This is a genomic window from Vibrio sp. RM-41-2B (genome assembly GCF_024744415.1).
GTDB classification, from domain to species: Bacteria; Pseudomonadota; Gammaproteobacteria; order Enterobacterales; family Vibrionaceae; genus Vibrio; species Vibrio diabolicus.
Window position 1 is genome coordinate 68,181 of sequence record NZ_JAMQWD010000051.1, and the last position, 24,643, is coordinate 92,823.

General features: G+C 42.7%; 22 protein-coding genes, 2 tRNA genes and 1 pseudogene. 13 read left to right on the plus strand and 12 right to left on the minus strand.

Going from position 1 to position 24,643, the window contains the following annotated elements; all coding sequences use genetic code 11:
• Positions 1–46 precede the first annotated feature (46 nt).
• The 4 genes from NB463_RS20715 to NB463_RS20730 all read left to right on the plus strand — a co-directional run bounded on the left by NB463_RS20715 (position 47) and on the right by NB463_RS20730 (position 1,529).
• Positions 47–706 carry a DUF2726 domain-containing protein gene (locus NB463_RS20715; RefSeq protein WP_047008692.1) on the plus strand — a complete coding sequence of 220 codons (660 nt, stop codon included), beginning with the start codon at positions 47–49 and terminating at the stop codon, positions 704–706.
• A gap of 119 nt (positions 707–825) precedes the next feature.
• On the plus strand, positions 826–1,164 hold the full coding sequence (locus NB463_RS20720; protein ID WP_046874875.1) for a hypothetical protein: 339 nt from the start codon (positions 826–828) through the stop codon (positions 1,162–1,164).
• 179 nt (positions 1,165–1,343) lie between these two features.
• Positions 1,344–1,420: transfer RNA gene (locus NB463_RS20725), tRNA-Val, on the plus strand.
• Between the two features lie 32 nt (positions 1,421–1,452).
• Positions 1,453–1,529: transfer RNA gene (locus NB463_RS20730), tRNA-Val, on the plus strand.
• A 138-nt stretch (positions 1,530–1,667) separates the two neighbouring features.
• On the opposite strand, the gene NB463_RS20735 is transcribed toward NB463_RS20730, so the two are convergent.
• A complete protein-coding gene (locus NB463_RS20735; RefSeq protein ID WP_074191235.1) occupies positions 1,668–1,964 on the minus strand; it encodes a YkgJ family cysteine cluster protein in 297 nt (98 codons plus the stop codon).
• 223 nt (positions 1,965–2,187) lie between these two features.
• Complete coding sequence (locus NB463_RS20740; RefSeq protein WP_005393454.1) at positions 2,188–2,634, minus strand: DUF3291 domain-containing protein; 447 nt, start codon at positions 2,632–2,634, stop codon at positions 2,188–2,190.
• A gap of 388 nt (positions 2,635–3,022) precedes the next feature.
• Here NB463_RS20740 and NB463_RS20745 point away from each other — a divergent pair, with 388 nt between their 5' ends.
• The gene (locus tag NB463_RS20745) at positions 3,023–4,519 is read left to right on the plus strand and encodes an EAL domain-containing protein (protein WP_258432560.1); all 1,497 of its coding nucleotides are present in this window, start codon (positions 3,023–3,025) and stop codon (positions 4,517–4,519) included.
• 173 nt (positions 4,520–4,692) lie between these two features.
• On the opposite strand, the gene NB463_RS20750 is transcribed toward NB463_RS20745, so the two are convergent.
• On the minus strand, positions 4,693–5,580 hold the full coding sequence (locus NB463_RS20750; RefSeq protein ID WP_047008694.1) for a DMT family transporter: 888 nt from the start codon (positions 5,578–5,580) through the stop codon (positions 4,693–4,695).
• 110 nt (positions 5,581–5,690) lie between these two features.
• On the opposite strand from NB463_RS20750, the gene NB463_RS20755 reads away from it, so the two are divergent.
• The 5 genes from NB463_RS20755 to NB463_RS20775 all read left to right on the plus strand — a co-directional run bounded on the left by NB463_RS20755 (position 5,691) and on the right by NB463_RS20775 (position 8,404).
• Positions 5,691–6,173 carry a MarR family winged helix-turn-helix transcriptional regulator gene (locus tag NB463_RS20755; protein WP_005393451.1) on the plus strand — a complete coding sequence of 161 codons (483 nt, stop codon included), beginning with the start codon at positions 5,691–5,693 and terminating at the stop codon, positions 6,171–6,173.
• 24 nt (positions 6,174–6,197) lie between these two features.
• A complete protein-coding gene (locus NB463_RS20760; RefSeq protein ID WP_005393450.1) occupies positions 6,198–6,551 on the plus strand; it encodes an MmcQ/YjbR family DNA-binding protein in 354 nt (117 codons plus the stop codon).
• Between the two features lie 75 nt (positions 6,552–6,626).
• A complete protein-coding gene (locus NB463_RS20765; RefSeq protein WP_258432561.1) occupies positions 6,627–7,061 on the plus strand; it encodes an Mpo1 family 2-hydroxy fatty acid dioxygenase in 435 nt (144 codons plus the stop codon).
• Positions 7,062–7,269: 208 nt separating this feature from the next.
• A complete protein-coding gene (locus tag NB463_RS20770) occupies positions 7,270–7,581 on the plus strand; it encodes a hypothetical protein (RefSeq protein WP_046874879.1) in 312 nt (103 codons plus the stop codon).
• Positions 7,582–7,789: 208 nt separating this feature from the next.
• A complete protein-coding gene (locus NB463_RS20775; protein ID WP_053807331.1) occupies positions 7,790–8,404 on the plus strand; it encodes a sugar O-acetyltransferase in 615 nt (204 codons plus the stop codon).
• A 44-nt stretch (positions 8,405–8,448) separates the two neighbouring features.
• Here NB463_RS20775 and NB463_RS20780 read toward each other — a convergent pair whose 3' ends face one another.
• From NB463_RS20780 to metA, 7 genes are all read right to left on the minus strand, one after another.
• Positions 8,449–9,540 carry an outer membrane protein gene (locus NB463_RS20780; RefSeq protein WP_065646794.1) on the minus strand — a complete coding sequence of 364 codons (1,092 nt, stop codon included), beginning with the start codon at positions 9,538–9,540 and terminating at the stop codon, positions 8,449–8,451.
• A 1-nt stretch (position 9,541) separates the two neighbouring features.
• Positions 9,542–10,033, minus strand: coding sequence for a hypothetical protein (locus tag NB463_RS20785; RefSeq protein ID WP_258432562.1), 492 nt, complete (start codon positions 10,031–10,033; stop codon positions 9,542–9,544).
• Positions 10,034–10,042: 9 nt separating this feature from the next.
• Positions 10,043–13,210, minus strand: a complete 3,168-nt coding sequence (locus NB463_RS20790; protein WP_405054840.1) for a response regulator — start codon at positions 13,208–13,210, stop codon at positions 10,043–10,045.
• Between the two features lie 157 nt (positions 13,211–13,367).
• Complete coding sequence (locus tag NB463_RS20795) at positions 13,368–15,527, minus strand: GGDEF domain-containing phosphodiesterase (protein ID WP_258432564.1); 2,160 nt, start codon at positions 15,525–15,527, stop codon at positions 13,368–13,370.
• Positions 15,527–16,456, minus strand: coding sequence for a phosphate/phosphite/phosphonate ABC transporter substrate-binding protein (locus NB463_RS20800; protein WP_258432565.1), 930 nt, complete (start codon positions 16,454–16,456; stop codon positions 15,527–15,529). The genes NB463_RS20795 and NB463_RS20800 overlap by 1 nt, the downstream gene beginning before the upstream one ends.
• Before the next feature lie 269 nt (positions 16,457–16,725).
• Complete coding sequence (gene pilW, locus NB463_RS20805; RefSeq protein ID WP_053807335.1) at positions 16,726–17,451, minus strand: type IV pilus biogenesis/stability protein PilW; 726 nt, start codon at positions 17,449–17,451, stop codon at positions 16,726–16,728.
• A 178-nt stretch (positions 17,452–17,629) separates the two neighbouring features.
• Positions 17,630–18,571 carry a homoserine O-acetyltransferase MetA gene (gene metA / locus NB463_RS20810; RefSeq protein ID WP_006741610.1) on the minus strand — a complete coding sequence of 314 codons (942 nt, stop codon included), beginning with the start codon at positions 18,569–18,571 and terminating at the stop codon, positions 17,630–17,632.
• A 340-nt stretch (positions 18,572–18,911) separates the two neighbouring features.
• Here metA and NB463_RS20815 point away from each other — a divergent pair, with 340 nt between their 5' ends.
• Together NB463_RS20815 and NB463_RS20820 are read left to right on the plus strand one after the other, a co-directional pair.
• Positions 18,912–19,298: a DUF6559 family protein gene (locus NB463_RS20815; protein ID WP_012841885.1), complete on the plus strand. Its 387-nt coding sequence runs from the start codon at positions 18,912–18,914 to the stop codon at positions 19,296–19,298.
• 173 nt (positions 19,299–19,471) lie between these two features.
• Positions 19,472–19,807, plus strand: coding sequence for a DMT family transporter (locus NB463_RS20820; protein ID WP_074191316.1), 336 nt, complete (start codon positions 19,472–19,474; stop codon positions 19,805–19,807).
• Between the two features lie 74 nt (positions 19,808–19,881).
• Here the strand turns inward: NB463_RS20820 and NB463_RS20825 are convergent, their stop codons facing one another.
• A complete protein-coding gene (locus tag NB463_RS20825; protein ID WP_053807336.1) occupies positions 19,882–21,309 on the minus strand; it encodes an APC family permease in 1,428 nt (475 codons plus the stop codon).
• 696 nt (positions 21,310–22,005) lie between these two features.
• On the opposite strand from NB463_RS20825, the gene NB463_RS20830 reads away from it, so the two are divergent.
• Entirely contained in the window at positions 22,006–22,956 is a 951-nt protein-coding gene (locus NB463_RS20830) for an LpxL/LpxP family Kdo(2)-lipid IV(A) lauroyl/palmitoleoyl acyltransferase (RefSeq protein WP_041853039.1), read from the plus strand.
• 70 nt (positions 22,957–23,026) lie between these two features.
• Here NB463_RS20830 and NB463_RS20835 read toward each other — a convergent pair.
• Positions 23,027–24,519, minus strand: a pseudogene (locus NB463_RS20835) (carboxypeptidase M32).
• Between the last annotated feature and the right edge of the window lie 124 nt (positions 24,520–24,643).

The window sequence follows — 24,643 nt, forward strand, 5'->3', positions numbered from 1 at the left end:
TCCATTTACGCTTTGAGCAACGAGTTGTTTTGGATGCACTTTATTTATGACCAACATTTTTATCATTGTTGTTCTTCTGGTTTTATTCTTCTTTGTTATTCAAAAGTACGTGATTAAGCACGACGACACGCGTGATTATCCTTATCGCTCGAAAGGACCGTTACTCAGGGGGCAAGAGAGCGCATTCTATAATGCGTTGAGGGCAGCGGTAGGTGAACATGCGGTGGTATTCGCGAAAGTAAACATGTCCAGTTTGGTTACGCCAAAAGAAATCAAAAATAAGAAGCAGTTTTTTGTCGCGAACAATCGCATATCTCGAAGTTATTTTGATTACGTTATTTGTGATCCTAGGACGCTAGAGCCGCGTGTGATCGTTGAATTGGATAACGGGCAAGAGTTAAGCAAGGGCAAGGTAGAAAGACAAAAGTTACTGATTCATGTTTGTAAGACGGCCAACCTGCCTTTAATCGGCGCTTCTGTAAAGCACAGTTATCAAGTTGGGCGATTACGTCGTTTGCTTGCGGCACATATAGATTTGATTGAGCCTGATAAAGAAGTGCGCTTTTGCAAAAAATGCGGCAGTCCGATGATCATTAAAACCGCAAGCCAAGGTGAGTTCAAAGGGAGACGTTTCTTTACTTGTAGCCGTCAGCCGAATTGTACATACACCGAAAATTATAACGTTGTGTTTGAGGCGGACGACTAAACACGACAATTAACCTGCAGAAATAAGGGGCTTTGATTAGAGATGATCAAAGCCTTTTTTGTATCTGTCCTCAAGGCAAGACCTATACTTTGAAAAAGAGTGCAGAATAGGGCAGCCATATGCGATACGGATGGATTTTGTCAGCATTGTTCATCGCATCTAATGTTAGTGCGATACCTAATTTGAAACCACTGGAGTGTGAGTTAACGGAGACACCCCAAGATCATTTCTTGTTTTACCGAGAGCAAATGGTTTACCACAGTGAGCAGTTTGTCATATTTCAAAACTTCAAAGGCAGGGTGAGCACTCAAGTGGATGTTAAAACAGGAGAGTTGATCCGTACAACCTATATCGGCGAACCATTTAAACCTAAATATCAGATTTTGTTTGGTACTTGCCCCAATGTATCGCAAACCTTACAGATTTGGATGCTCAGTGAAGTGCCTTACGACAATTAAGTGAGATAATAAAAGTTATATAGATCACACTTTTAAACCCCACAGGCCCAGTCCTTGTCGATAAAATCATCTGAAAACGCGTGTTGAGTTTACATTTTCGCCAAACGGTTCAAAGTTGGCAAATTTGTGCTTGCACCGTCGTTCGCTTATAGCTAATATCCTCGTCGTTCCAGAGAAATGCGTCCGTAGCTCAGCTGGTTAGAGTATCGCCTTGACATGGCGGGGGTCGGTGGTTCGAGTCCACTCGGACGCACCATTCTGAATTGAATGGTTAGGAACACAAAATTTGGGTCCGTAGCTCAGTTGGTTAGAGTACTACCTTGACATGGTAGGGGTCGGCGATTCGAGTTCGCCCGGACCCACCAAATTTTAGAAAAAGCCCACCAAACGGTGGGCTTTTTTGTATCCATAATTTGTTGATACTCAGATTTAAACACCTTACTTTTCCTTTGCACACTTTCTACAAATACTCCGCATTGCCATCAGTGTAAATTTGAGTGGTTTTACAAGAATTTAACTCGTTCATCTAAACATTCATTGGAGCCCATTTCGAATTCGCGGCAAATCCAAGGCCTATTTTCATAAATCGTACACATTAATGTGTCTCTGTCTAAAGCTGCACACCAACCATCATTTAGCCGCATCATGGTTTCGCCTCCATACTGGTCACGTGCAATAAACTCTTCAGGTACGCCAGTATCTGAAATAATCATAACCTCGAGACGGCAACAACAAGCCTTACAGTTAGAGCAAGATACATCAGAGGGCAGGGGAGAGGGAGTTTTAGTTGGTATAATCATGAATAACTACAATTTGGTCAATTGTGCATGGTACCGTAAATTTAGCACGAATGAACTTTATTTCTGAAATAGAACACCCTATGAACGATAAACCAAGTGAACGCATTTTATGCGTTCACTTGCCCGCCTTTCCGAGTAAGTCGGTAGAACTGACAGTGATTCACACCAATTAACCTTATAGTCAGTGTAAATTTGAACGCCGATTCTTTGGCATACGTGTACTTTACACAAGATCTGCTTCTGTAAAGTTTGTTTTAAATGTGAAAGCAAATGGCGTATCTCCGTTTTCGCGCAAATGCTGAAGGCGTAACAAGGCTTCTTGTGGTGTTGGTATATAACCGTCTTCTACCCACCACAGAACATAGCTATCCTCCGCTAGACGATGAAACCATTCGCTTTTTCGGCGCATAAAATCTCTATGACCGGTACGAAACATAAAGTTTTTAAGTGAGTCAGTACTTTCCCAAATAGACATGTTTACAATCATGTTCGGGTCATCAAATAATTTAATGCTTGTTGCATCACCGGAGTCGTCTTTTAGACGCCAGATAAAGCCTTCACTTTCTTCAGCTATACCATTAATTAAGTCCAAATTGTCTACGAAATCTTTAATTTCTGGTGCATCCAAAGGATATTTAGCAAGCGCAATATTTAATTGAGCTAATTTCATTTCATGACCCTCCCTGGTCGATAAGCCTGTAATGCTGGTAAAAAGCTCTAAGTAGCTTTTCCTATTTTATCATGCAGTGTGTTGCTAGTGCCTTCAAAGGTCAATTGGAAAGTTAGTGACTGTGGCGAGTCATTGGATGGCAAAAAAGTCGTTTTATACATTGGTTATGTTGAGCATAAGCCCCTCTTTTCTCGCGATTATCGTCGGTAAGTCTCACTCAAGAGAGTTGCTATCTTGGATATGCAGCAGTACTCTCATTTTCTGTGGCAAGCCTTGCGCTTCTATACTTCTTATTGAGATTCGATCCTCACTTTTTGGTGTGTGAACGTGAGATAGTGTTCATGTCACTCTTTAATTTAAGTTGTTTGGCTGAACGTTAGGAGGAACTTTGATTACAAAGATAACAAGAAATGCCATTTTGCTTGGCCTAGTTCCCATTGCAGTTTTTGTTGTGGCTTTTAATTCAATAGCCAATTTTTACATCAGCTATATCAAAGAGACTAAAATAGACACCTATGTCGATTATTTACACCAACGATCCATGTATTTGGATGAGGCGATTGTAAAGCAGGTTTCGCAGTTAGATTTCACGTGCAGTAATAGTGATGTTAGAACATTACGCGACCCACGTTTTTATAACCGTTACATCCGTTTTATTGCGATGGAAACGAATGACGGTAAAACATGCTCCACGATTGGTCGCGAAGTATCTCATTTATCCAATGCGCAACGATTTCAGCTTGGCGAAAACTTTTTTGTATCACTTATTTTACCGGAACACCAAGATCAAGTTGAGTGGATGGTCATTTATGAAAATGAACATGTCGAAGTTATCTGGGTTCTCGATAATAGTTGGGTTAAAGAAGTGATCAAAACGCCTTGTGAAGACTGTTTGTTCGTCGAGTTTATATATGATGAGCCTGTATTTGGAGATTTAACAATAAGTCGAGGAAAACCAGCCATTGCAGCAGAAGAAGCGGCAGTTTCAAAGGAGTTATTCTTCTCGGCTGATTCTCAAGCCAATATGCTCATCAAAATACACAGTGGCGAGAAACTGAAGAGCTATGCTCAGGAAAGAGTCTTTCTATGGGGAGGCCTAGTCAGTGTGCTTATGGGGCTGGCTTTTGCGTTTGTATATGTGTCCAGTAAGAGCTTGAGAAAGTCTATCAAAGGCTTGATCCAGAATGGGATTAATAATGCGGAATTTGTCCCTTATTACCAAGCGATTGTCGATAGCCGTGATGGTGCGACAGTGGGGTATGAAGCACTGATTCGGTGGTCTCGTCGTGAGGGTATGGTGTCGCCAAACATGTTCATTGGCGCTGCAGAAGAAAGTGGTCTGATTGTCCCAATGACGAATCAGCTTATTCGTAAAATCATACAAGATCTTAGTGTGTTACCTGAGCATGTGTGGGTCAGCATCAATATTGTTTCTTCCCATTTAGAGTCAGGTGAACTCACTAAGTTACTGTCAGAACTGAATTGGCCATGTCCGAAGAGAGTGCATTTTGAGTTGACCGAGCGAATTCCTGTAAAAGATACAGAGGCAGCGAAAAAAGAGATTTTGTATCTGGCGAATAAAGGCTACAAGTTCAAAATTGACGATTTTGGGACTGGGTATGGCGGCTTTTCTTATTTGCAAGAGCTGGGTATCCGATGCTTAAAAGTGGATAAGATGTTCATCGACCCAATAGGCTCTGATGACCAAAAATTGAAAGTGTTAGATTCTATTGTCTCGGCAGCAAAGAAAGCGGAATGTGAGATGATTGCAGAAGGTGTAGAGAGCGAGGCTCAAGTCGCGTATTTGGCTCAGCATTCTATTTACCTTATTCAAGGGTATGTCTACGCTAAACCAGAGCCTATTAACAACCTTGCGATGACTTAAAGCAAGGCATAATGGGGCGTATTCATTATTAAAGGTGTCTTTCGGCACCTTTTTTATTACTGAACCTTTTTGGGTTCACTGCTCGATAGAACACCTGTTGAGGTCTTAGAATTCAAACGGAGTTTACAGAGAATATGAACGCCCGATTCTAGCATCGGGCGTTAGGATTTTACTTAGGAAGAAAGGGCGGCTTTTTTGGTTTTTAATGAAGCGATCAATTGAGGGAGCAATGACATAACAATCATCCCTAGCATCAAGCTGTATTGGAGAGGGGTGAAAGTCTCACCCAATAGCAGCAAACCTGACACAATGCCCGCGACAGGGTTGGCAATGCCACCAAAAGTAAAGTCAACGACCGACATACGCTGCAATAGCCAAACATACATGCCGTAGCCTAATGCAGTGTTCAGAATGATCACCCACAGCAGCCCAAGGGCATTCGTCATTGATAAGTTTTGAACGGCCGTAACGTATGGCTCTGGATTGTTTATTGCCAGCACGCTTGTTGCGACAGACATAATCACACCACCCAAAATGAGCTGCCATGTTAATACTGTCCACCAATGCATTTTCGTTCCTAGTGACTTCGTTACGCTACTGCCTACCACAATACACATGATGGCGGAGATCATCGCCAGCAAACCCATAGGGTTGAGCGAAATAGAGCTAGGATCAAATAAGAACCAAGCCAACGCAATCAAAGTCGCTCCGCTTATTGCCTGTATTGCGCTTGGCTGACGCTTATAGACTGCCCAGCCAAACAGCATCGCAAAAACGGGCACTGATACCATACCGACACCTGAGATCGCAGAAGGAAGCGTCAACGCCATGACAAAAATGAGACCAAAGAAGCAAGCGATGTTGATAGTTCCTAAAACAAGCAGCACTTTCCATTCACTCTTTTTCGGGAAAGATGGCTTTATTGCGAGGAGCAAAAGACCCGCAGGCAATGCTCTTAGCGCACCAAGTAAAACGGGAGGCCAGTCCGGAAGCGTAAACTGAGTAACAGCATAAGTTGTCCCCCAAAAAAAAGCCGGGATCATTGCAAGCAAAATGTTCATGTTAAATATCTTTGCGTTGAGATAATTAATTGTAAAGATATCGGTAAGGTTACTTTTTGTAAAGTATCTTTATGTTAAAATAAAAATTAAATGACGTTTGGAGAGAAACCATGGACGCAATTGATAGAGTGGTAGAGCAGTGGGCTAAGGAGAAGCCAGAGCTCGACACTGAACCGATGGCAATTATGGGTCGGCTAATGCGAATTGCTAAGCACATGGAGTGTCGGGTCGCTGACCTACATAAGAAGTACGATCTTAAGATGGGTGAATTTGATGTGTTGGCGACACTTCGCCGAGCAGGTTCACCATATTGCCTTACTCCCTCGGCGCTAATTGATTCGATGATGCTCACTTCGGGCGCGATGACGAACCGATTAGATAAACTCGAGAAGAAAGGCTTTATTACCAGAACACACAGTAAAGAAGATAGACGCAGTGTCACCGTTGAGTTAACTGAAAAGGGCTTAACCTTAATTGACAAGTTGATCTTAGAGCATGTGGACGTTCAGCAATCGCTGCTACATGGTTTAGAAGGTAATGAGAAAGCGCAGGTTAACCAGGCGTTAAGACTACTATTGCCTTTGTTTGAGTAAAAGATACAGGAAGGGTGGGACGGAATGAGAAGCAAAGAGTTAGAAGGTTATTTAAGTACCTTTATGTGTGCAGAGAGTGATTTTCCATTTGGGCCAGAAGCGCTTGTATACAAAATCAAAGGTAAAATGTTTGCGATTATTGCAGAGAGAAACGGTCGGGAGTATGTCAGCGTAAAAGTAAAACCAGAAGATGGAGAAGTCTTAACATCGCAGTTTACGGACATCACTCCTGGTTATCACTTAAATAAGCGTCACTGGATAACGGTTTATTTTAATGGTGATGTGGAAGATGGATTGATTCAGGATTTATGTGAACGCTCTTATACTCTCGTCGTTGCCAAACTACCAAAAGTGCAACGAGCATTGCTTGGTCAGTAATAGTTATTACAGAAAAATTCGCACCTTTTCCATCCTCAAGCTATATAAGTAAGTAGGCGGAAAAGTAGGAATGATATGCGAGCATTATCTGAATGGCTAAAAGAATATGGGGAGAGCCATCAAAATCCCATCAACCAAAAGATTCACACAATCGCAGTTCCGGGTATTTACCTATCTGTGGTCGGTCTAATTTGGTCAATTCCTCAAATCTCCATCTTGGGTTTCGAGTTTAACTGGGTCTGGATTGCTGTCATACCCGTATGGGTTTTCTATTTTCGTTTGTCTCTCAGCGTCTTTATGATGATGTTAGGGTATACATTAGCGTGCATCGGCCTGATATGGTCTTTGGAGGTATTGGCGCTGCCCGTAATGCATATTTCGATGCTCCTATTCGGTGTACTGTGGATCTTGCAGTTCATTGGTCACAAAATAGAAGGGAAGAAACCGTCTTTTTTCGAAGATTTGCAGTTTCTTCTTATTGGTCCAATTTGGGTGTTCCGAAAACATTAACTCACTCCGTAATTAACAAGCTGATATCTCCCTGTATTGCGCGATCATGCTAGCGTCCATAAAGTCGTAAAATGCGCAGCATGATGTGCCGCTTTCTCATTGCCATGACAAGCATTCGCTTCTGATTCACACTATCATTAGAGTGCAGCTAAAGCCGTTACTTTGCCTGAATGTTTGTGGCTAGTGACATTGTCACTTGGGGGGATGAATGTACGACCGACAACATAAATATGCCTATTGGCGAGAAGAGCGTAAAAAAGGCAAATGGCATTACATCATGAAGTCTTTTTTTATGATTTGTTGCGCACTATTGCTTGGTAAAGTCATTGGTTTATTCATTTTTGGTGAGCTGCACTCCCTGAGTGATATTTTGGAGCAACTGCCCGCGGATCTTTTTATCATGATGCTAGTGGGCTTCCCGGTTAGTGTTATCGGCTGGTATCACGAGGAGTCGAAGTTTTTCCGAGCGTTACGACGTAAAGAAAAGCGCTTGAAAATGAAACGAGATAAACAAAGCTAACTCTGCATCGAGCTTTGTGTTATTTACTCGTCTGATTCACATATTTCTTTCAAGTTATTCGGTATTTTGCGTTAGGCCTCGCAAGCATGTCATTAAACTTATTGCAAAAAACGACATCATGCATTCTGTTAGCCAATCTTGACAGGAACTCGTATTGCGAGGTGTTCCAGCAGCCTGAAGCTACTGGGCAGATAGAACGGAGGATATTATGGATAGTGAATCAATGCTTCATAGTCAGCAAATATATTTTTGTAATGATGAAGCGTTAGTCGAGCAGCAAACACAGTGTTTAGAAGTTCTTTACGATTACAACCAAACTCGGCCTTCTGAATCTGAAAAGCGTACAGAAATATTACGACGTTTGCTCGGCGCTGTTGGTGACAACTGCTATTTTGAGCCGCCGCTTCGGGCGAATTGGGGGAGGCATACATACGTTGGTGATAACGTGTATGCAAACTTTAACTTAACCCTAGTCGATGATACGTATATCTACATTGGCAATAGTGTCATGATTGGTCCCAATGTGACACTAGCAACGGCAGGCCATCCGGTTGAACCGGAGCTCAGAAGAGAAGTTGCGCAATTTAATATCCCTATTCATATTGGTGATAATGTATGGATCGGCGCTAACTCAGTGGTATTGCCTGGCGTCAAGATTGGAGAAAACAGCGTAATTGGTGCTGGTAGCGTGGTAACGAAAGATATACCAAGTAATGTTGTTGCGGTAGGGAACCCGTGTCGTGTATTGCGAGAGATAGGCGAACATGACAAAGAATTCTATTACAAAGAGCGTCAAATCACGCACAACATGTATCAACGATAACAAAGGTAAATGCCCATGGTTTATACGATGTCAGTATAGAAAAGTTAAAAAACGAAATTTAACATCAGGGTGTAAAGATTGGCGCTGTTATCTTCTGGTATTGATGAAAACGCGCCAGTATCGTTATTGTGGGCGTTAAACTTTTGCCATTCAGCATTCAGTGACACGTTATAATCTAGGTCGTATCTCACCCCAAACAGATAGCTGTCCCCATTCTTTGTATCACTGCTATTAAACTGTTGGCCGTAAACTATGTAGGGGGTCAATTTATTCACGTTGTAACTCGTTGTTGCGTACCAAGAGGAGGAAATGTTGCTGGTTTGTCCTTCAGCCATTATCACAACGTTATCAAGCTCATACCTTACGCCTAGAGAAAACTGGTCAATCGTATTGCCTTTTTCTTTTAGAACCAAACGGTCAATTAACATGGCTCCTCCTTCAGGTGTGGATTGCTTGGTATTGGAGAGAACCGTAGTTTGGTCATAATCGCCATGTAGATAAGAGAAGTTCAAACGGTAGGCATTTCCGCTGAGTGTTAAGTTTATTCCGGCTGTGTTGTCTGATTCGATCTTCAGTTCAGTATCTTCGTTGAGGGTGACATCACTGCTGTCTTTAAACCCTATAAACGGCATTGCAGTAAGCATGATTTGCTCATTGAGGTCGTGATTCCAGCGAATGGATAAACCATTGTAAGCGGTGATGCCTAATATGCTGTCATACACTTCATTTGGTGGTCGAGCTTGGGTAAAAGCGTGACCGACATAATTATACTCAGACATCAAAAACAGCGGCAGCCTCAATCGTCCCCCACGTATCTCTACATTTTTATAGGTATAAGCTAAATATGCCCACTCTAATTGGGGCGAGCTCCAATGATCTTGCGGACGCTTGACTATCTGTGCGGATGCTCGAAATGCCTTGTAAAAGTAATCAAGTTGCAGGCCGAAGGTTGTGTCACAATCGTAGCAGGCTTCATCATGAATAAAGCGGTTGACGAGAACCGTTGTGGAGTTATCCGACTTAGACCAAGATGTCGAACCAAAACCACTCAAAGACAGGTGATCTGATAACTCAATGGTGGCTAAGCTCGGAAAGGCGACAACACTCAGTGATAACATGGTCAAATATTTTTTCATATTAATCCTCCGAGCTCACCACACACAAAATACGAGCATTTCCAGGCACGCTCGAAGAAGGGGCATAACCAATCCGATTGGGCTTTTCTTGCATCCAAGTGATCAGCGCATCAATGCTAGAGTTTGCAATCACTTTGGGTGGTCTCGCTTTGCCTGAAAAAGACAAGCTCGCCCAGTGCGCGTTCATTTGCGCCAAGTTTTTATTGAGAAGGTAGCGATAGAACTCCGCTCTCTCCGCTGATGTCGCTGGCCAGTCAGATAGCTCAATTCCAGATAGCTCAATTCTCTGCCCTTGTAAGAGTTGCGTTTTTCCTCTGTACAACTTTCGCGCTTTATTGATGGTTAGGGGCGAGAACTCACTATTAAACGAGAAAACGGCGTAGCTCTCTGCAGCAAGTACTTGACTATCTATGGGTAGAAGGAAAACAACAATGAATAGGTAGCGTTTTATGCAGCGCAAAAGAAAACAGAGGAGAGAAATGTCGCCGCTCATCATCGCTACCTATATCGCATTTTCAATCTGGTACAACAGCTTTTCTCTACGAACAGGCTTGGGTACATAAGCGTCCATGCCTGAATCGAAGCAGCGTTGAATGTCATCATCCACAACACTTGCCGTTAGCGCGATAATGGGAGTCTTCGGAAGCCCCTTACTTGCTTCGTAGGCGCGTATTTGTCGCGAGGCTTCGAACCCATCCATGATCGGCATCATGCAGTCCATCAAAATGATGTCGAACCCGCCATCTTTTTGGAACATTTCGACCGCAACCTGTCCGTTTTCGGCCACTTCAAATTGATAACCAGCTTTGGATAAAAGCAGCGAAGCGACTTTTTGATTTACTCTGTTATCTTCGACGAGCAAAATCCGTTCTGAGCGAATAGGCGTCACGGTCGCTTCTGATTGTTCAGCATGCGAGGTTTTTTCAGGAGTGTGAGTGGTGTTTGTTGCCAGTCGCTTTTCATCAGAAACAATATTGGAAATGCGTAGTCCAATGGCTTTATCTAATTTCTCTTTCAACAAACCCGCTTTAAAAGGTTTGGGCACATAATCATCCATTCCAACATCAAAACACTTTTGAATGTCATCATCGACTACACTTGCTGTTAGCGCGATAATTGGGATTCTGATCGTCCGTTTTTCTTTTGCTTCAATTTGACGGATCATTTTGGTTGCTTCAAACCCATCCATCACAGGCATCATGCAATCCATTAAGATTAAGCTGTATTGATTCTGTTGAAACATATCTACGGCTTCTTCTCCGTTTACGGCGATATCAAAGTCGAAGCCCGCTTTTGTGACGTGTAATCCAGCGATTTTTTGATTAACGGTGTTGTCGTCGACCACCAAGATTTTTGGGAGAGTCTTAGCATTGGGTGTTGTCGTGTTCTCCTGGTTTGCTTGAGGGAAGTTTGCAGCACAAGTTTCAAGTGCTTTTACTAAGCGCTGTCCTAAGAGGGGTTGAGTTACCAATGCACTAATGCTGTTACCAAAATCACGTTGGGCACTATGAAGGTGTTTAATAAGACAAACTCGAACATTTTGCATGCAAAGTCTTTTCATTTCACCTAGATGTTTGGCTGCGGTATTTGGAGAAGTTTCTACGTTGATAACAATGATGCGCTCGTTATCAATCCACGTTGGCAGAGCATCCAGTGTATTTACTGATTGCTGAACATTGATGTGGAAAAAGCTCAACTCGTCACGCAGCTTTTGCTCCAAAGTAGGGTTGTTGCAAACTATCCATATATCGTTGTGATTAAGGGAGTGATAGCCATTGAACTCTTGAGTCACAATTGGAGCCGTAAGTTCGAAGAAAAATCGGCTACCTTTGCCTTTCTCGGATTCAAGCTGAATCCCACCGCCCATCAATTCTACCAGCTGCGTGCTAATTGCAAGCCCAAGCCCTGTCCCTCCAAACTGTCGGGTGGTGGAGTTATCTTCTTGGGCGAAAGGAGCAAATATCTTTTTTTGTTGCTGCTCATCAATACCGATCCCTGAGTCTTTGACTGAAAACTCGATGCTCGCTTCACCATTTTTGATTTCTCTAGTGATGACAGAGAGTTCAACGCAGCCTTGTTCGGTGAACTTTACGGCATTGGACATGAAGTTCATGATAATTTGGCGTATACGGTGATCATCCAACATAACGTGATAGGGCGTATTGCGGCTGATGCTGACTTGAACGTCGATGCCTTTTTCTTTCGCTTTCGGGGAAATAATAGAAGCAATATCGTAGATGGATTCACGAACACAGGTTGAATGAGGGCTGATAAGCAACATACCAGATTCAATTTTAGAGAAGTCCAGAACGTCATTTATTAGGCTCAACAGTAATTGCGAGGAGGTTTCTATCGTGTCGACATAATCACGCTGTGTCGCCGTTAGCGGCGTGTCTGACAAAACTTCTGAAATGCCAATAACGCCGTTTAACGGGGTTCGAATCTCATGAGACATATTCGCCAGAAAGCTACTTTTGGCTTTGCTTGCCTCGATGGCATCATCTTTCGCCTTTTCAGCATCTTCTTTGGCTTGAGTTAACTTTTGTCTTGACTGCTCACGTTCGTAACTCAGTTTTTTTACCTCTTTAGCAAACTTACTGAGCTCATCTTTCCCTTTGGTCAACTCTGTCAGTGGTGAGTTTTCATTGTTGTCCTCTTCGTAAGTGTCTCGACTTAGGAATTCGAGGACTAAATTCAAGTTGCCAGTGACCTTACGCACTAACCTCAGTGTCAAACTCACAACCAGCAATGTCACGAGGCTCATTAGCGCAATGAAGCCAATGCGGTGCTGTGTTGTTTCACTGATCGTCTTGGTTATATCCTCAATAAGTTGTCGTTCCATCTGGTCATCAACGTTGCGTAATAAACTTAAGCGTTTATAAAGCGCAGACAACCCGTCATCTATTTGAGCGGGGGTCAACACGCTAAGGTTTGATGGCTGCAACAAATTGGCTCGAAATGCTTGGCTTTTAACAAACACATTATCGGTAAAGGTTTCGATGAGAAGATGGACTTGCTGCTTATTCGCATTAAGTGTGACAAAACGTTCGAACAGCAGTTGTTGGTTCTGGATTAATGATTGAATACTGGCTTGGATAGCTGGATCGTAAATCTGCCCCTGTTCTGTGGATTCCACTAAGTATTTGCTGAGTCTATGCTCTTCTGTTGACCAAAACATTAACCACTCAAGCTGCATCAATGAGGAGAGGTGAGTGTTGGTTTCATAACTTACATGGCTGAAATAGACTCTATCCAAACTCAAAAGAATCTCTTTGAATGTGTCGGCACGCCACTCAGCAGCATCTAACTTATCTTCTGCATTATTGGACGAGAGCATTGACAGTGTTGCTTCTTCGAAATTCGTGAGCTGATTTAATATATCGGCATTGTCACCAAAAACAGGTGAAGCTGTATCTTGTAAAGTTTGAACGAGTTGGCGGGTTTCTTGAGCGTTATTCACGACCTTTGGATCGCTCATCAAATAATACAGTGAGGAAACACGATCTATATATTGGGAGAAGAGTTGTGCTTTTTGAAGTTCTTGAGCTTGGATAGAGAGGTTTTGTACATGTTTGCCCGCCAGAAGCAATAACAATAAGATTGGTAGTAGGACCAATCCAAAAAGTTTCTGCTTTACAGACAGGTTGTTCCAAGCAAATATCCCGACCACACGCGTTTCCATATCCAAAGAGTTGATATGAAAAGTGTAGTTTACCTATCTCAAATGTTAGATTTTAAGAGGAAATTCATACTTGCGAGATGGCGAAGTGTGACCAATATTGCAGAACGAATCCCCTTTAATTAAATGAACGCGATAAATTATTCAGTTAAGCATAGTTGCTGGCGGTTGAGTCATCTATTGCTTGGCGTTGTTGCTCAAACTCTATGATTTCTTCTGCCGGCACCGGTCTACCCAAGAAAAAGCCTTGAACAACGTCGCAGTGAAGCGATTCCATCCTTGTTAGTTGGGTCTGGGTTTCTATGCCTTCAGCTACCACTCTCATTCTTAGGTTATGAGCCATGGATATAATCGCACGGACTAATGAATCATCTTGTTCATTGTTTTGGATTTGAGCGATAAATGAACGGTCAATTTTAAGCCCATCAAACGACATTTGTTGTAGGTAGGCGAGGGCTGAGTACCCAGTTCCAAAATCATCTAGCCACACTTCTACGCCGTTAGCTTGTAATTTTCTGAGCACGTACTGCGCTTTCTCAATATCATCAATAAACAGAGACTCTGTCACTTCAACATGAATGGTTTGAGGGGGGACTTGATATTGTTGTAAATATTTCGAAAAGAGCTGACTTAAATCTTGGCGGTAGATCTGCCTAGGAGACAAATTTAATGCGATATGAAAATCAGCAGTGAAATGACCCGCCCATTGTGCTCGCTGGCTAATTGCTGTCTCGATGAGGTATTCACCAAGCTCTAAAATTAAGTCACTTTGTTCTGCAATCGGGATAAATAATTCTGGGCTGATATAACCCTTCTCTGGGTGATTCCACCTAACCAATGCTTCGACACCAATCAACTGGTAGGTGTTGAGGTCGAACTGGGGTTGATACCAAAGCTCGAACTGAGATAAATCACGTATTGAGCGGCGCAGTTCCTTTTCTATGTATAAGTGCTGCTTCACGGTCTCATCAAACGCGGAATCGTATATCGTCATGATATCTTTGCCGCGTCGTTTAGATTCTTGCGCCGCCAGTGAGGAGAGTTGTAAAAGAGACTCTGCGTTTGAGCCAAATTCCGGATACACCGCGACTCCAAGGCTTGCCGTAATTTGAATATCGTTCTCTTCCAAGTTAAAAGGAGAAAGCAATTGGCGATGAATATCGTCCGCTTTTTCTCTAGCGTGGAGGCTGTCTTTGCATGGAAAGACCAGCACAAATTCGTCAGCGCCGACTCGGCTTACGATGGTTGAAAGACGGTAAAGAGGCTGGAAGTAACTCGGCAAACGACCTTGAAGTTCTGAGGCGAGATGACCTAGCAATTTATCTCCGATGCTATGCCCGTAGTTATCGTTAATATGTTTAAAGTCATCCAGATCAATAAAAACAACCGCGAGTGAGGGAGATCTGCGGTTCGTTATTTGCTTTTGGATATCAATGAGCAACTTTTCTCGGTTAGGCAGGGAGGTAAGAATGTCGTGATACGCCATGAACTCCACCCGGCTTGTGTATCTGTTCACTTTGTTCGACATTTTGTTATACGCCGAAATAAGATCACCCACTTCATCTTTACTTTTTATATCAGTGATTGGTAGTGCTTGAGTATTTGACTCTGTAAATTGTTCTTTAAGTTGTTTGAGTGGTTTTATTAATGAGCGACCCAAAGCATACGCGATGGCACTTCCGAGCAGAACGGATATCGCACTGATCGTGAGCAGCAAGTTAAACATCTTTTGCTTATCGTTTGAGGTAAGCGCTTGTACTTGCGCAATGTTTTGTTCTTTCTCTTCTAATAGATGTGCTAGGTTCAGTTCAAGATACACAGCGCCCAGTGTGATATTCGATTGCTGAATCGGTGCCGCAATTTCTAATTGATGTTTAGAAAAAGAAATGAGAATTCTAGACTCTTCTATTGCTTTCAAAATAAAGCGAGAACGGTAATGAGGCTGGGCAAACATACTCAGCTGAGTCGTACCGTCGTGAAAGATTAGCCCTTCATTATCAACAACGTGTATCTTCGAGACATCTGGTTGGCTTAATGTTGCTTTAATCTGCTCGTATGCTTGGCTGATATTATCCGTATAGAGTGGGTCAAAAAGTTGCTTTGATAATAAGTCTGCGTAAACCAATCCTTTTTGCTTGACGTAAGACTCTGTTTTTTCTTGTGAGTTCTCGGTGATTTGGCGGGTTAAGTTATTTGAGTACGTATCGTAACCATGCATATATAGTGCGAGGTTTATCACTACGACAAACAGGACAACAAAAATGGTCGAGCAAATGTATTTAGTTTCGAGTGAGAGTTTGTGGAACATCAATCCACCTTCGGTAACAAGTGAATAGATGTTCGAACGGTATTTAAGGACGCGGACATTTCTGGCGTTAGAGCGGTGATCTTTTTCGTGTTTTGGAACTGTTTAAGTGCTAAAGCACCTTGCTGAGATGCCTCCATACCGAGCAATATTGACGTGATTTTATGTTGCTGATCTTGGCTTAAGGTCGGAGAGACGAGAATTAAGTCTCTAGGTATTTCTACCGAGCGAGCGAAAATCGTTAGTTTGTCTTTCATGCTTTCTGGAAGATCTTTAGGGTTGCTCCAATTGAAATTGCTGAACGCTCCTGCTACGACTCTCTGCTTATACACCCATACTGAAAGGTTGATTTCATTCGATTGAGCCAAGTGCTCGTCAAGGAATAAATATCCAATACTATCTTTGGCTGGTTTGTCATCGGAGGAGGGGAGGTATTCTAATTTTTCCCCTTGATTAAGCAGTGTAATAGCGGGTAAGTAATAGCTGCTGGTGGATGTACGTTTTTCAAAAACAAGTGTTTTTCCGCGCAGGTCAGAAATCGACTCGATACCACTCTCTTTGTGGGTAAAGAATACCGTATGATATTTTTGTAAACCTTTTTTCCAGCGTATGGCAATGGCTTGGCTGCCAGACTCTGCCTCGAGGGTCATTGCATTGAAGGGGGTAGCTGTTGCAATTTGAACGGTGCCATTTTTTAGTGCCACCGCGAGCTGGCGATAATTTTTAAATACTTTTACAGCACCCTTGGTGTATCCGTATTCAGCCAAACCATTGGTCACGTACTGCGTAAAAGGCGTCGACTTTTTGATTTTGCTTTGAGCTTTATTGGAAACAATGCCAAACGTGAATGTTTTTTCTATATTTTCTTGTGCACTGACGACAAAAGGCGAACTCAGCAAAGTGAGTGATAACAGAGTGCAGGCAGGTTTCATCCGGCTTCAACTTCCTTCTGGTGCATGTCAGTAATATTTAGCATTTATCAATGCGCCCCAAATCAATAGTAAAAACAGTATGATGTACAAATTTCGTTTTACTAGCGCACTTTTATAACGTGACTTGGTCACTTATTCCGTTCAAATAGTACCGAATTTGAAGTTTATGTACAGGATGAATGTTTCACCGTGGGTTTGAATTCACTGGATTCTTAGTCAAGTTCAGTAGTGTCTGTGAGCGAGTACACCTTCTTTATCATGATGTCGTGTTAAGAAAATCTCTCCAATTGCTTTTGATATTTTTTCTCGAGTGCTTCATTACCTGCTGCACGTTCAAGTTGAATCATGAGCTGTAAAGAGGGTTTCTTAACGCCATACATTTGATTAAATCTCATTAATCGAATTCTGGCTTCAGTGTAATTGCCGCTATCAATTTCTAGCTTGGCTAGCTGCAAAATAGATTTTGGCCTATGAGGGTCATGATCAATAGCTCGGGCGAAGTAGTATTTCGCTTTGTCTTTATCTTGTGACTTCAACGCGCAAAATGCGGCGTTTTCATAACTGGCCGGAATGAGATAGTAATAAGGTTGCTCAATGGCTCGATTAAACATTTGATCGGCTTTCTCGAAGTCACCCCGCTTGCAAAGAAAGGTGCCGTAGTTATTGAGCACGTTACCGTTTTTGGTGTGTTGGCGTAGAGAGCGTTTATACATTTGCTCGGCTTTAGCATCTTCACCAACCGTTTCATAGTAGTGAGCCATCGATAACTGAGCACGATAGTATTGAGGTGCGTGGGTTAAGGCTTGTTGCAAGTTATCATGCGCGCGAATCATATTGCCGCCTTCTAAATAACCTAGGCCAAGTGCGATACGTGATTCTGCCATTGCTACAGGATCGGCTTTAACGACAGGACTACCATCTTCTTTCACCGTCACGCAGCCCACAAGTGCAAACTGAGAGATTAATAGTAGTGCACCGAGCTTTGTTGTTTTCATTCTTTGTCCCTACATCCCTGAATCTCCCAGCATGATATGAATTACGTAGCAAAAGCCTATGGAGGAAAAAACACTATGCGATCAGGTTTGCAAACTGGTATGAAAAAGCCGCCATATGGCGGCTTGGTTCACATATTACATTTAGGCATCATAAGCGCTTTGTTTGCGTGCTTTGAGGTTAATCGTCTTTAGTAAAAGCGTCTTCACTGAAGTGATCAAGATCATAAGGTGTTTGCTGGTAAACGCAGTAGTTCAGCCAGTTTAAAAAGAGGAGATGTCCATGACTTCTCCAACTGGCAATTGGTGGATTATCAGGATTGTTGTTTGGATAGTAGTTGACGGGAATGGCTGGTTCCATGCCTTCACTTAAATCGCGGATATATTCGTTATGTAAGGTATGCGAATCGTATTCAGGATGCCCAGTAACAAACACATTTCTCTTGTCTTTTGTTGTAGCTAAGTAAACACCTGCAACATCCGATGTGGCTAGGATGTCTAAGTCGGTATGTTCTTCTAAAAAGTGAGGTGAAAAGTCAGCATAGCGTGAATGAGGCGCTAAAAATGTGTCATCAAACCCACGTAACATAGGATGGAATTGATGATGAATCTGGTGATGGTACACGCCTGAAAGTTTTTCTTTACGCGTTTTTTTAGGTAGATCGTAGAGCAACTTCAGCCCTGCTTGTGCTGCCCAGCATACATAAAGAGTCGATGTCACATGATCTTTTGCCCATTCCATGATGGTTTTTAGGTGGTCCCAATAAATGACATCTTCAAATTGAACCAAACCTAGTGGGGCACCAGTAATGATCATGCCATCGAAATTTTTATCTCTCACCATTTCAAATTGACGATAAAAAGTATCCAAATGTTCGGTTGGCGTATTTTTGCTTGGGCGGTTATCAATGCGCAATAACTCGACATTGACTTGTAATGGGCTGTTTGAGAGTAGACGCAAAAACTGAGTTTCAGTTTCTATTTTTTTGGGCATCAGATTCAGGATCAGCACTCGTAAAGGACGTATTTCCTGACTCGCAGCACGCGTTTCACTCATTACGAAGATGTTCTCTGTCCTTAGCACATCGGTGGCTGGTAATTGATCTGGAATTCTAATTGGCACGACTTTCTCTCCCTAAGTATAGTCAATCTAGACGTCTATACTTCTAAAGCTAACTTAATTAAGTTTAGATGTCGATACGAAATATGACTTTTCAATCTACTCTTTACATTATGGTAAACCGAGCTCGAAGCTGTCACACAATTGTGACTAGAGCGGAGTTTCTGATGAGATATGTTTGAAACGCTGTTCGTACTATTTGCTGGTAATTATGTGATCACGTTAATATGCGAAAGTGACTTCGTTGTAAGGAAGTCTCAGATTAATGAGCCATACTAAAAACAATCAGCTCACCAATATGCATTAAAGTGTGTATTTGGAAACATCGTCAGTGGAGGACATTATGTTCGGTATTTTTAAAAGAAAGACAAAAATTCAGAGCATCGCTCAAGAGGTTCCTAGCGTACTATTGCGCTTGTTTGGCGATAAAGATACTTATACGCCGAAAGAAATTGATCAAGCCCTTCAAGAGCTTGGTCATGATAAGAGCAAGGATCTAAGTCATTATCAGTATGCCTATGGAATGTTTGCCAATGAAGCTTCTTACGAGCAGCTAGGGCTGACGGATGAGTTAGGTAATTATGGTCACTTTCAACGAGAAGTGGGCAAGATGCTGCTCAATACACCAGAGCCAATTGATATGCACATCTACTTTGAAATTGCTCGGCAGCACCAAAAAGCAGGCCTGTCGCTTACTCATCAAGAAGTGAGTGAAAGCGATGGCGTGTGAATGTCTCTATATTCAAGTGATCACGCTGTGAATCCTGCATTTTGAAGCCGCTTGAGTAAGAGGTATTCCATCGAGAGATGAGTTGGGTATAATGCGCGACCTAATTATCCGGACGTGTTGTCGGTTACATTTCTGTTGAGCGTTAATGCCTTATGTTCAAAATGCTTGTCTCTATGCCGCCAATGTTGGCGCTGTCGATCGCGATTGTATGTGAAGTGATTGCCACTTCCTATATTCCCAAAACAGAGCAATTTACGAAAATGATGCCTAGCACAGTCGTTCTGATTGGTTACGGCATTGCTTTCTTCTTGCTTTCCGTCACGGTAAAAACGATGCCTGTTGGGGTTGTTTACGCCATATGGAGTGGAGCGGGTATTGTTTTAGTTGCTACGGTTGGCTACTTTGTTTATGGACAGCGGCTAGATTTGCCTGCGATTGTTGGTATTGGGTTTATCCTCACTGGTGTGATGATCGTGAATCTGTTATCCAAGACTGTAGGACACGGATAACCAACACTACTTGTGATGCCAAATAAAAAGCCGTAGCGAGAAATTGCTGCGGCTTTTTAATGTCAATCCAATAGTTAACTTACTAGTACCTCAAGCATTTTGCTTTGTTGACGATGTTTTCGATTGCGATACATCACGGCGGCGAACGCTGGGAGGCTAAATGTGATAAATCCTAATATCAGTGCATATGCACCAGCTTTTGCGCTAATTCCTGCTGGTACGTCAAAAGATACAACAATCGTCACCAAGCAACTCATCAAGCCTAATCCTGCCACTAAACACATTCCTATTTTTCCGCCCGCAATTCGAAATGGGCGCTCAATATCTGCGTGTTTGTAGCGTGAGACCAAAAAGCTAACAAAAATACAGATGTACATCACCATATAGAGCTGAGTCATCAGGATATTCAATAGCCACATGCCTTGATTGACGTTTGGAACAAAAATGAAAACCAAAGAGAGCACGCTAACAATCGCGCCTTGCAAGAGCAACAATGAGACGGGGGCTTGGTTGCGGTTTTCTTTGGCGAGCGACATCGGCATGAAACTATCTTTTGCGGCAACATGCAGACTTTTAGTTGGGGCGATTATCCAGTTATTCAGGCTTGCAAGCGTGCCAAAAACAATAGCAAGGGCAATGACAGGCAGCAGGAATGAGAGGTGCAGATCATCAAAAAAAGTTTTGAAGGCAAGTATCACTCCTTCACTCAAACTAGAATGGTCACTTGAGACGACCGAAGAAATAGACAGTGAGCACGCCGTCAGAGAAACCAAGATTAAGGTTGTGGAGATCAGCAGAGCTTTGGGATAGGCTTTTTGCGGATTTTCTACTTCGCTTGCATAAGAGGTCGTGATTTCAAGGCCTGTAAGTGACAGAACTACCGCAGTAAAACCAGCTCCGATCCCATCTTGAGAAAGGTCCGGCAACCAGTCAGATATGTGGCGAAGCGAGATATGAGACTCACCAGGATGGGTATACGCCCAGTACCCGCCTAATCCGATAATCAATAGAATCGGAAATATCAAACCTAGGGTGCCGAATACATTTGTAATCAGGGAAGAGAGGCGCAAGCCAAAGATATTAACTAAAGTTAACGCCCAAAAAATCACATTAATCATCACCAACATAAACATGTTGTTTTGCGCCAGGTCTGGGAAAAAAGGGTAGGCCCCCGTTGCAACAATGAATGAAATTAACGGTGGATAGTAAACAATATTTTCAGCGTATTGATACCACACGGTGGCAAAGCCAAAGTTTGGCCCTAGTGTTTCTTTGCCCCAAAGATATACACCACCTTGCTTTGGATAAGTGGTACTTAGCTCAGCACACACTAGCGCTGTAGGGACAAAAAAACAGAGTCCAGCAAGTAAGAAGAAAGAAATGGCATGGCTACCAAACAAAGCCGCCCCAGGAATGTTCCTTATGCTGTCGACCGAAGTTACGGTGATCATGATGATAGAGAAAACACTCAATTTAACGGCGGATTTAACGATATTGCTCATTCGATACCTTTAATGGATGAGCGCACAACTTCTAGGCTATAAAAGTAGCGTGCTACAAGTAAGACTCGCGTATTGTAGATTCCTCATAAATAGTGGGTATATAGCGAAAAACGGTATGTATTTATCCGAAAATGAGCTGAAAACAACGCGCTTTATTTCTTTGGGGTATAAACGAGTGATATGTCGGATAAATAAACACTTATAGCGGTGAATTAGAACCTTTGGGTAAAGGTTTGACTTTCCCCTAAGGTCAAGGAGTACATTAATGCCATATCGAAATGAAACGATGGAGAAACACAATGGGATGCTGTAACCAAGCGCCAAAAGGTGGCACCGGAAAGTTGTCTTACTTGTTCAGGGTAATGATTATCATGTTTATTGTTATTTTCATGATAGCTGCATTATGGGGTTAAAAAAACACCATTATCTAGCGCATTGAAAGCACAAAGTTATGTTTGTCCAAACTTTATGAAAGTGCGGTAGATTAATCACTCCAATCGATGTTAACGTGGTGATTCATCTTTGCTGCTTTTTCATCCCCCTACATATTTCTGCAAAGTTCTTATTGTGTAGTGTGTCGAAGAACCATAGAATCCGCGCGCTTTAATTTATGTTATTAGCGCTATCAATGATAAAAGTGCAGTCCATTATCATTGTTTTTATCACTTATAGATGGGCACATCTGACAATACTCACATGAATAAATACCAAAAGCCTGAATTCAAGGCTGAATTTCTTTTGCCTCGTTACTGGGGAACCTTAATTATCATCAGCGTGATGTACTTACTCAGTCTCCTTCCTTTCAAAGTTCAGTTAGCATTAGGACGTGGCATTGGCCGTTTAGCTATGCGAATCATGAAAAAACGTCAAGTTACGATTAGGCGCAATCTTGAACTTTGCTTTCCTCAGATGGAAGAATGCCAACGCGAAGCAATTTTAAAAGACAATATCGACAATACAGGTATTGCGCTATTTGAGACCGCGATGGCATGGTTTTGGTCTGATAAACGGGTAAACAAACACGTTACGATAAAAGGAATGGAGCACCTCGAGGCTTTAGAAAAATCAGGCAAGGGGGCATTAATGTTGGCCGTACACTCGATGAACTTAGAGTTAGGTGCTCGTGCTTTTGGCATTAAAAAGTCTGGAACTGGTGTTTATCGTCCAAACAACAATCCTTGTTTTGATTACTTTCAATACAAGGGGCGTTCTCGCTCTAATCGTACGCTTATTGACCGCAAGAACGTTAAAGCCATGCTTGAAGCGCTTAGAACGGGTGAGCGGGTCTGGTATGCACCGGATCATGATTATGGAAACCGACGCTCAACGTTTGCGCCATTATTTGCCGTTAAAAATGCTTGCACGACGACAGGTACAAGTCTGCTGGTTGATTCGACAGATTGTGCCATCGTGCCTTTTACGATGGTAAGAGGAAAAGACGGACACTATACCTTGACGATTAGTGCGCCAGTCGACGGTTTCCCGAAAGAAGATCCTCAAGGTGCGGCAGTTTTCGTGAATAAGATAGTTGAAACGTCAATCATGGCAAGTCCGAGCCAATATATGTGGCTTCACCGTCGGTTTAAAACCAGACCTGAAGGCGAGGATTGTTTGTACAAGCCCAGACTTATCCCTAGCTTGGCATAGCATAGAAAGAGCTTAAAAAAGCCCAAGGAACATACAAACCTTGGGCTTTTACGTTCTATTCTTTTTCTATTTACAAGTAGCGGCCTTTTAGGTGCGCTTGGAAGTGCTTAGCATTTAGTGTTTCACCCGTTGCTTCTCTTACGAGGTCATCTGTTGTTAATAAGCTACCTTTACTCCAGATGTTCTTCGACAGCCAATCGAATATCGGCGTCAGATCGCCAGAGCGAATAACCGCGTCCACATCTACCGTTTGCTTCATTGCGGCCATGAATTGGGCTGCGTACATCGCACCGAGAGTGTAGGATGGGAAATATCCAAAACTTCCATCCGTCCAGTGAATGTCCTGCATACAACCGTTTTTGAAATTCCCTTCCGTTGAGAGCCCCAAATACGCTTTCATTTTTTCGTTCCAGAGCTCTGGTACGTCTGTATGCTTGATGGCACCGTTCATAAGATCACGTTCAATCTCATATCGAAGAATAACGTGGGCAGGGTATGTTAATTCGTCCGCATCTACGCGAATAAAGCCTTTCTCTACGCGAGTGTAGATTTTGGCTAGATTGTCTTTTTCAAATTCATCCCCAGAAAAATGCTTGGAAGCCATGTGAGCAAGGTGGTCGATAAATGCGTTGTTTCGTCCTATTTGCATTTCAAAGAAGAGCGATTGTGACTCATGAATTCCCATAGAGCGGGCTTGACCAGCTGGCGTTCCTGCTAAATTTTTTGGTAGTCCTTGCTCGTATCTGGCATGGCCAGTTTCGTGGACGATCCCCATCAATGATTGGACAAACTCGCTTTCATCATAACGTGTTGTAATACGCACATCTGTTGGCACACCGCCACAAAATGGATGGACACTTTCATCAAGCCGACCGTGTTCAAAATCGAATTGAAGTAGCTTCATGACTTCCAGCCCTAGTGCTTTTTGTTTTTCCGCAGGGTAGTGCGCAGTTGGCAATAAGATGTTGTCTGATTGCTGTTTTTCAAGCGCTTCGTCTATCAAGGAAGGTAGCCACGTTTTTACGTCAGCAAAAAGCGCGTCTAACGATGCAGACGTTGTGCCTGGTTCATAAATATCAAGCATGGCATCGTAAGGCGTTGTGCCGTTTGCTTCGGCTCTAATTTGCGCTTCTTCTTGCGATAGCTTGACGACTTCTGCCCAGTTCTTTTCAAAGCCAGACCAGTCATTTTCTCCTCGTTGCGTACGCCATGCATGTTCACATTTGGAGCCAGCAAGAGATTGAGCTTGAACTAATGATTCTGGTAGCAAGTTAGCTTGTTGCCATTCACGTTTCATTTCTCGTAGGATGGACTTTTCACTCGCAGATAGCGTCTCTTCTTCTGCCTGAGCGAAAAGCTCGCCCAAGTGTGGCTGAGTCATCAATGAGTGGATGTGTACATCAATGAGTGGATGTGTACATCAAGCTCTGCCATAGCATTGGAGCGTGCTTCAGCGCCACCAGATGGCATGACCGCTGCTTGGTCCCAACCTATGATGGCAGAGAGGTGCTCAAAGTTTGCCACTTTTTTGGAATGTTCAATGAGTTTTGTAAATGCTTTCATGTGACTACTCTTATTCTTTGTTCTTTCCCTAAACACCCGATAACGGGTCCTTTACGTCGAGTTGCACGAAACAACCTGCGTTAATTTACTAATAATTAACAATTAATCGTCACTCATTGTCCAT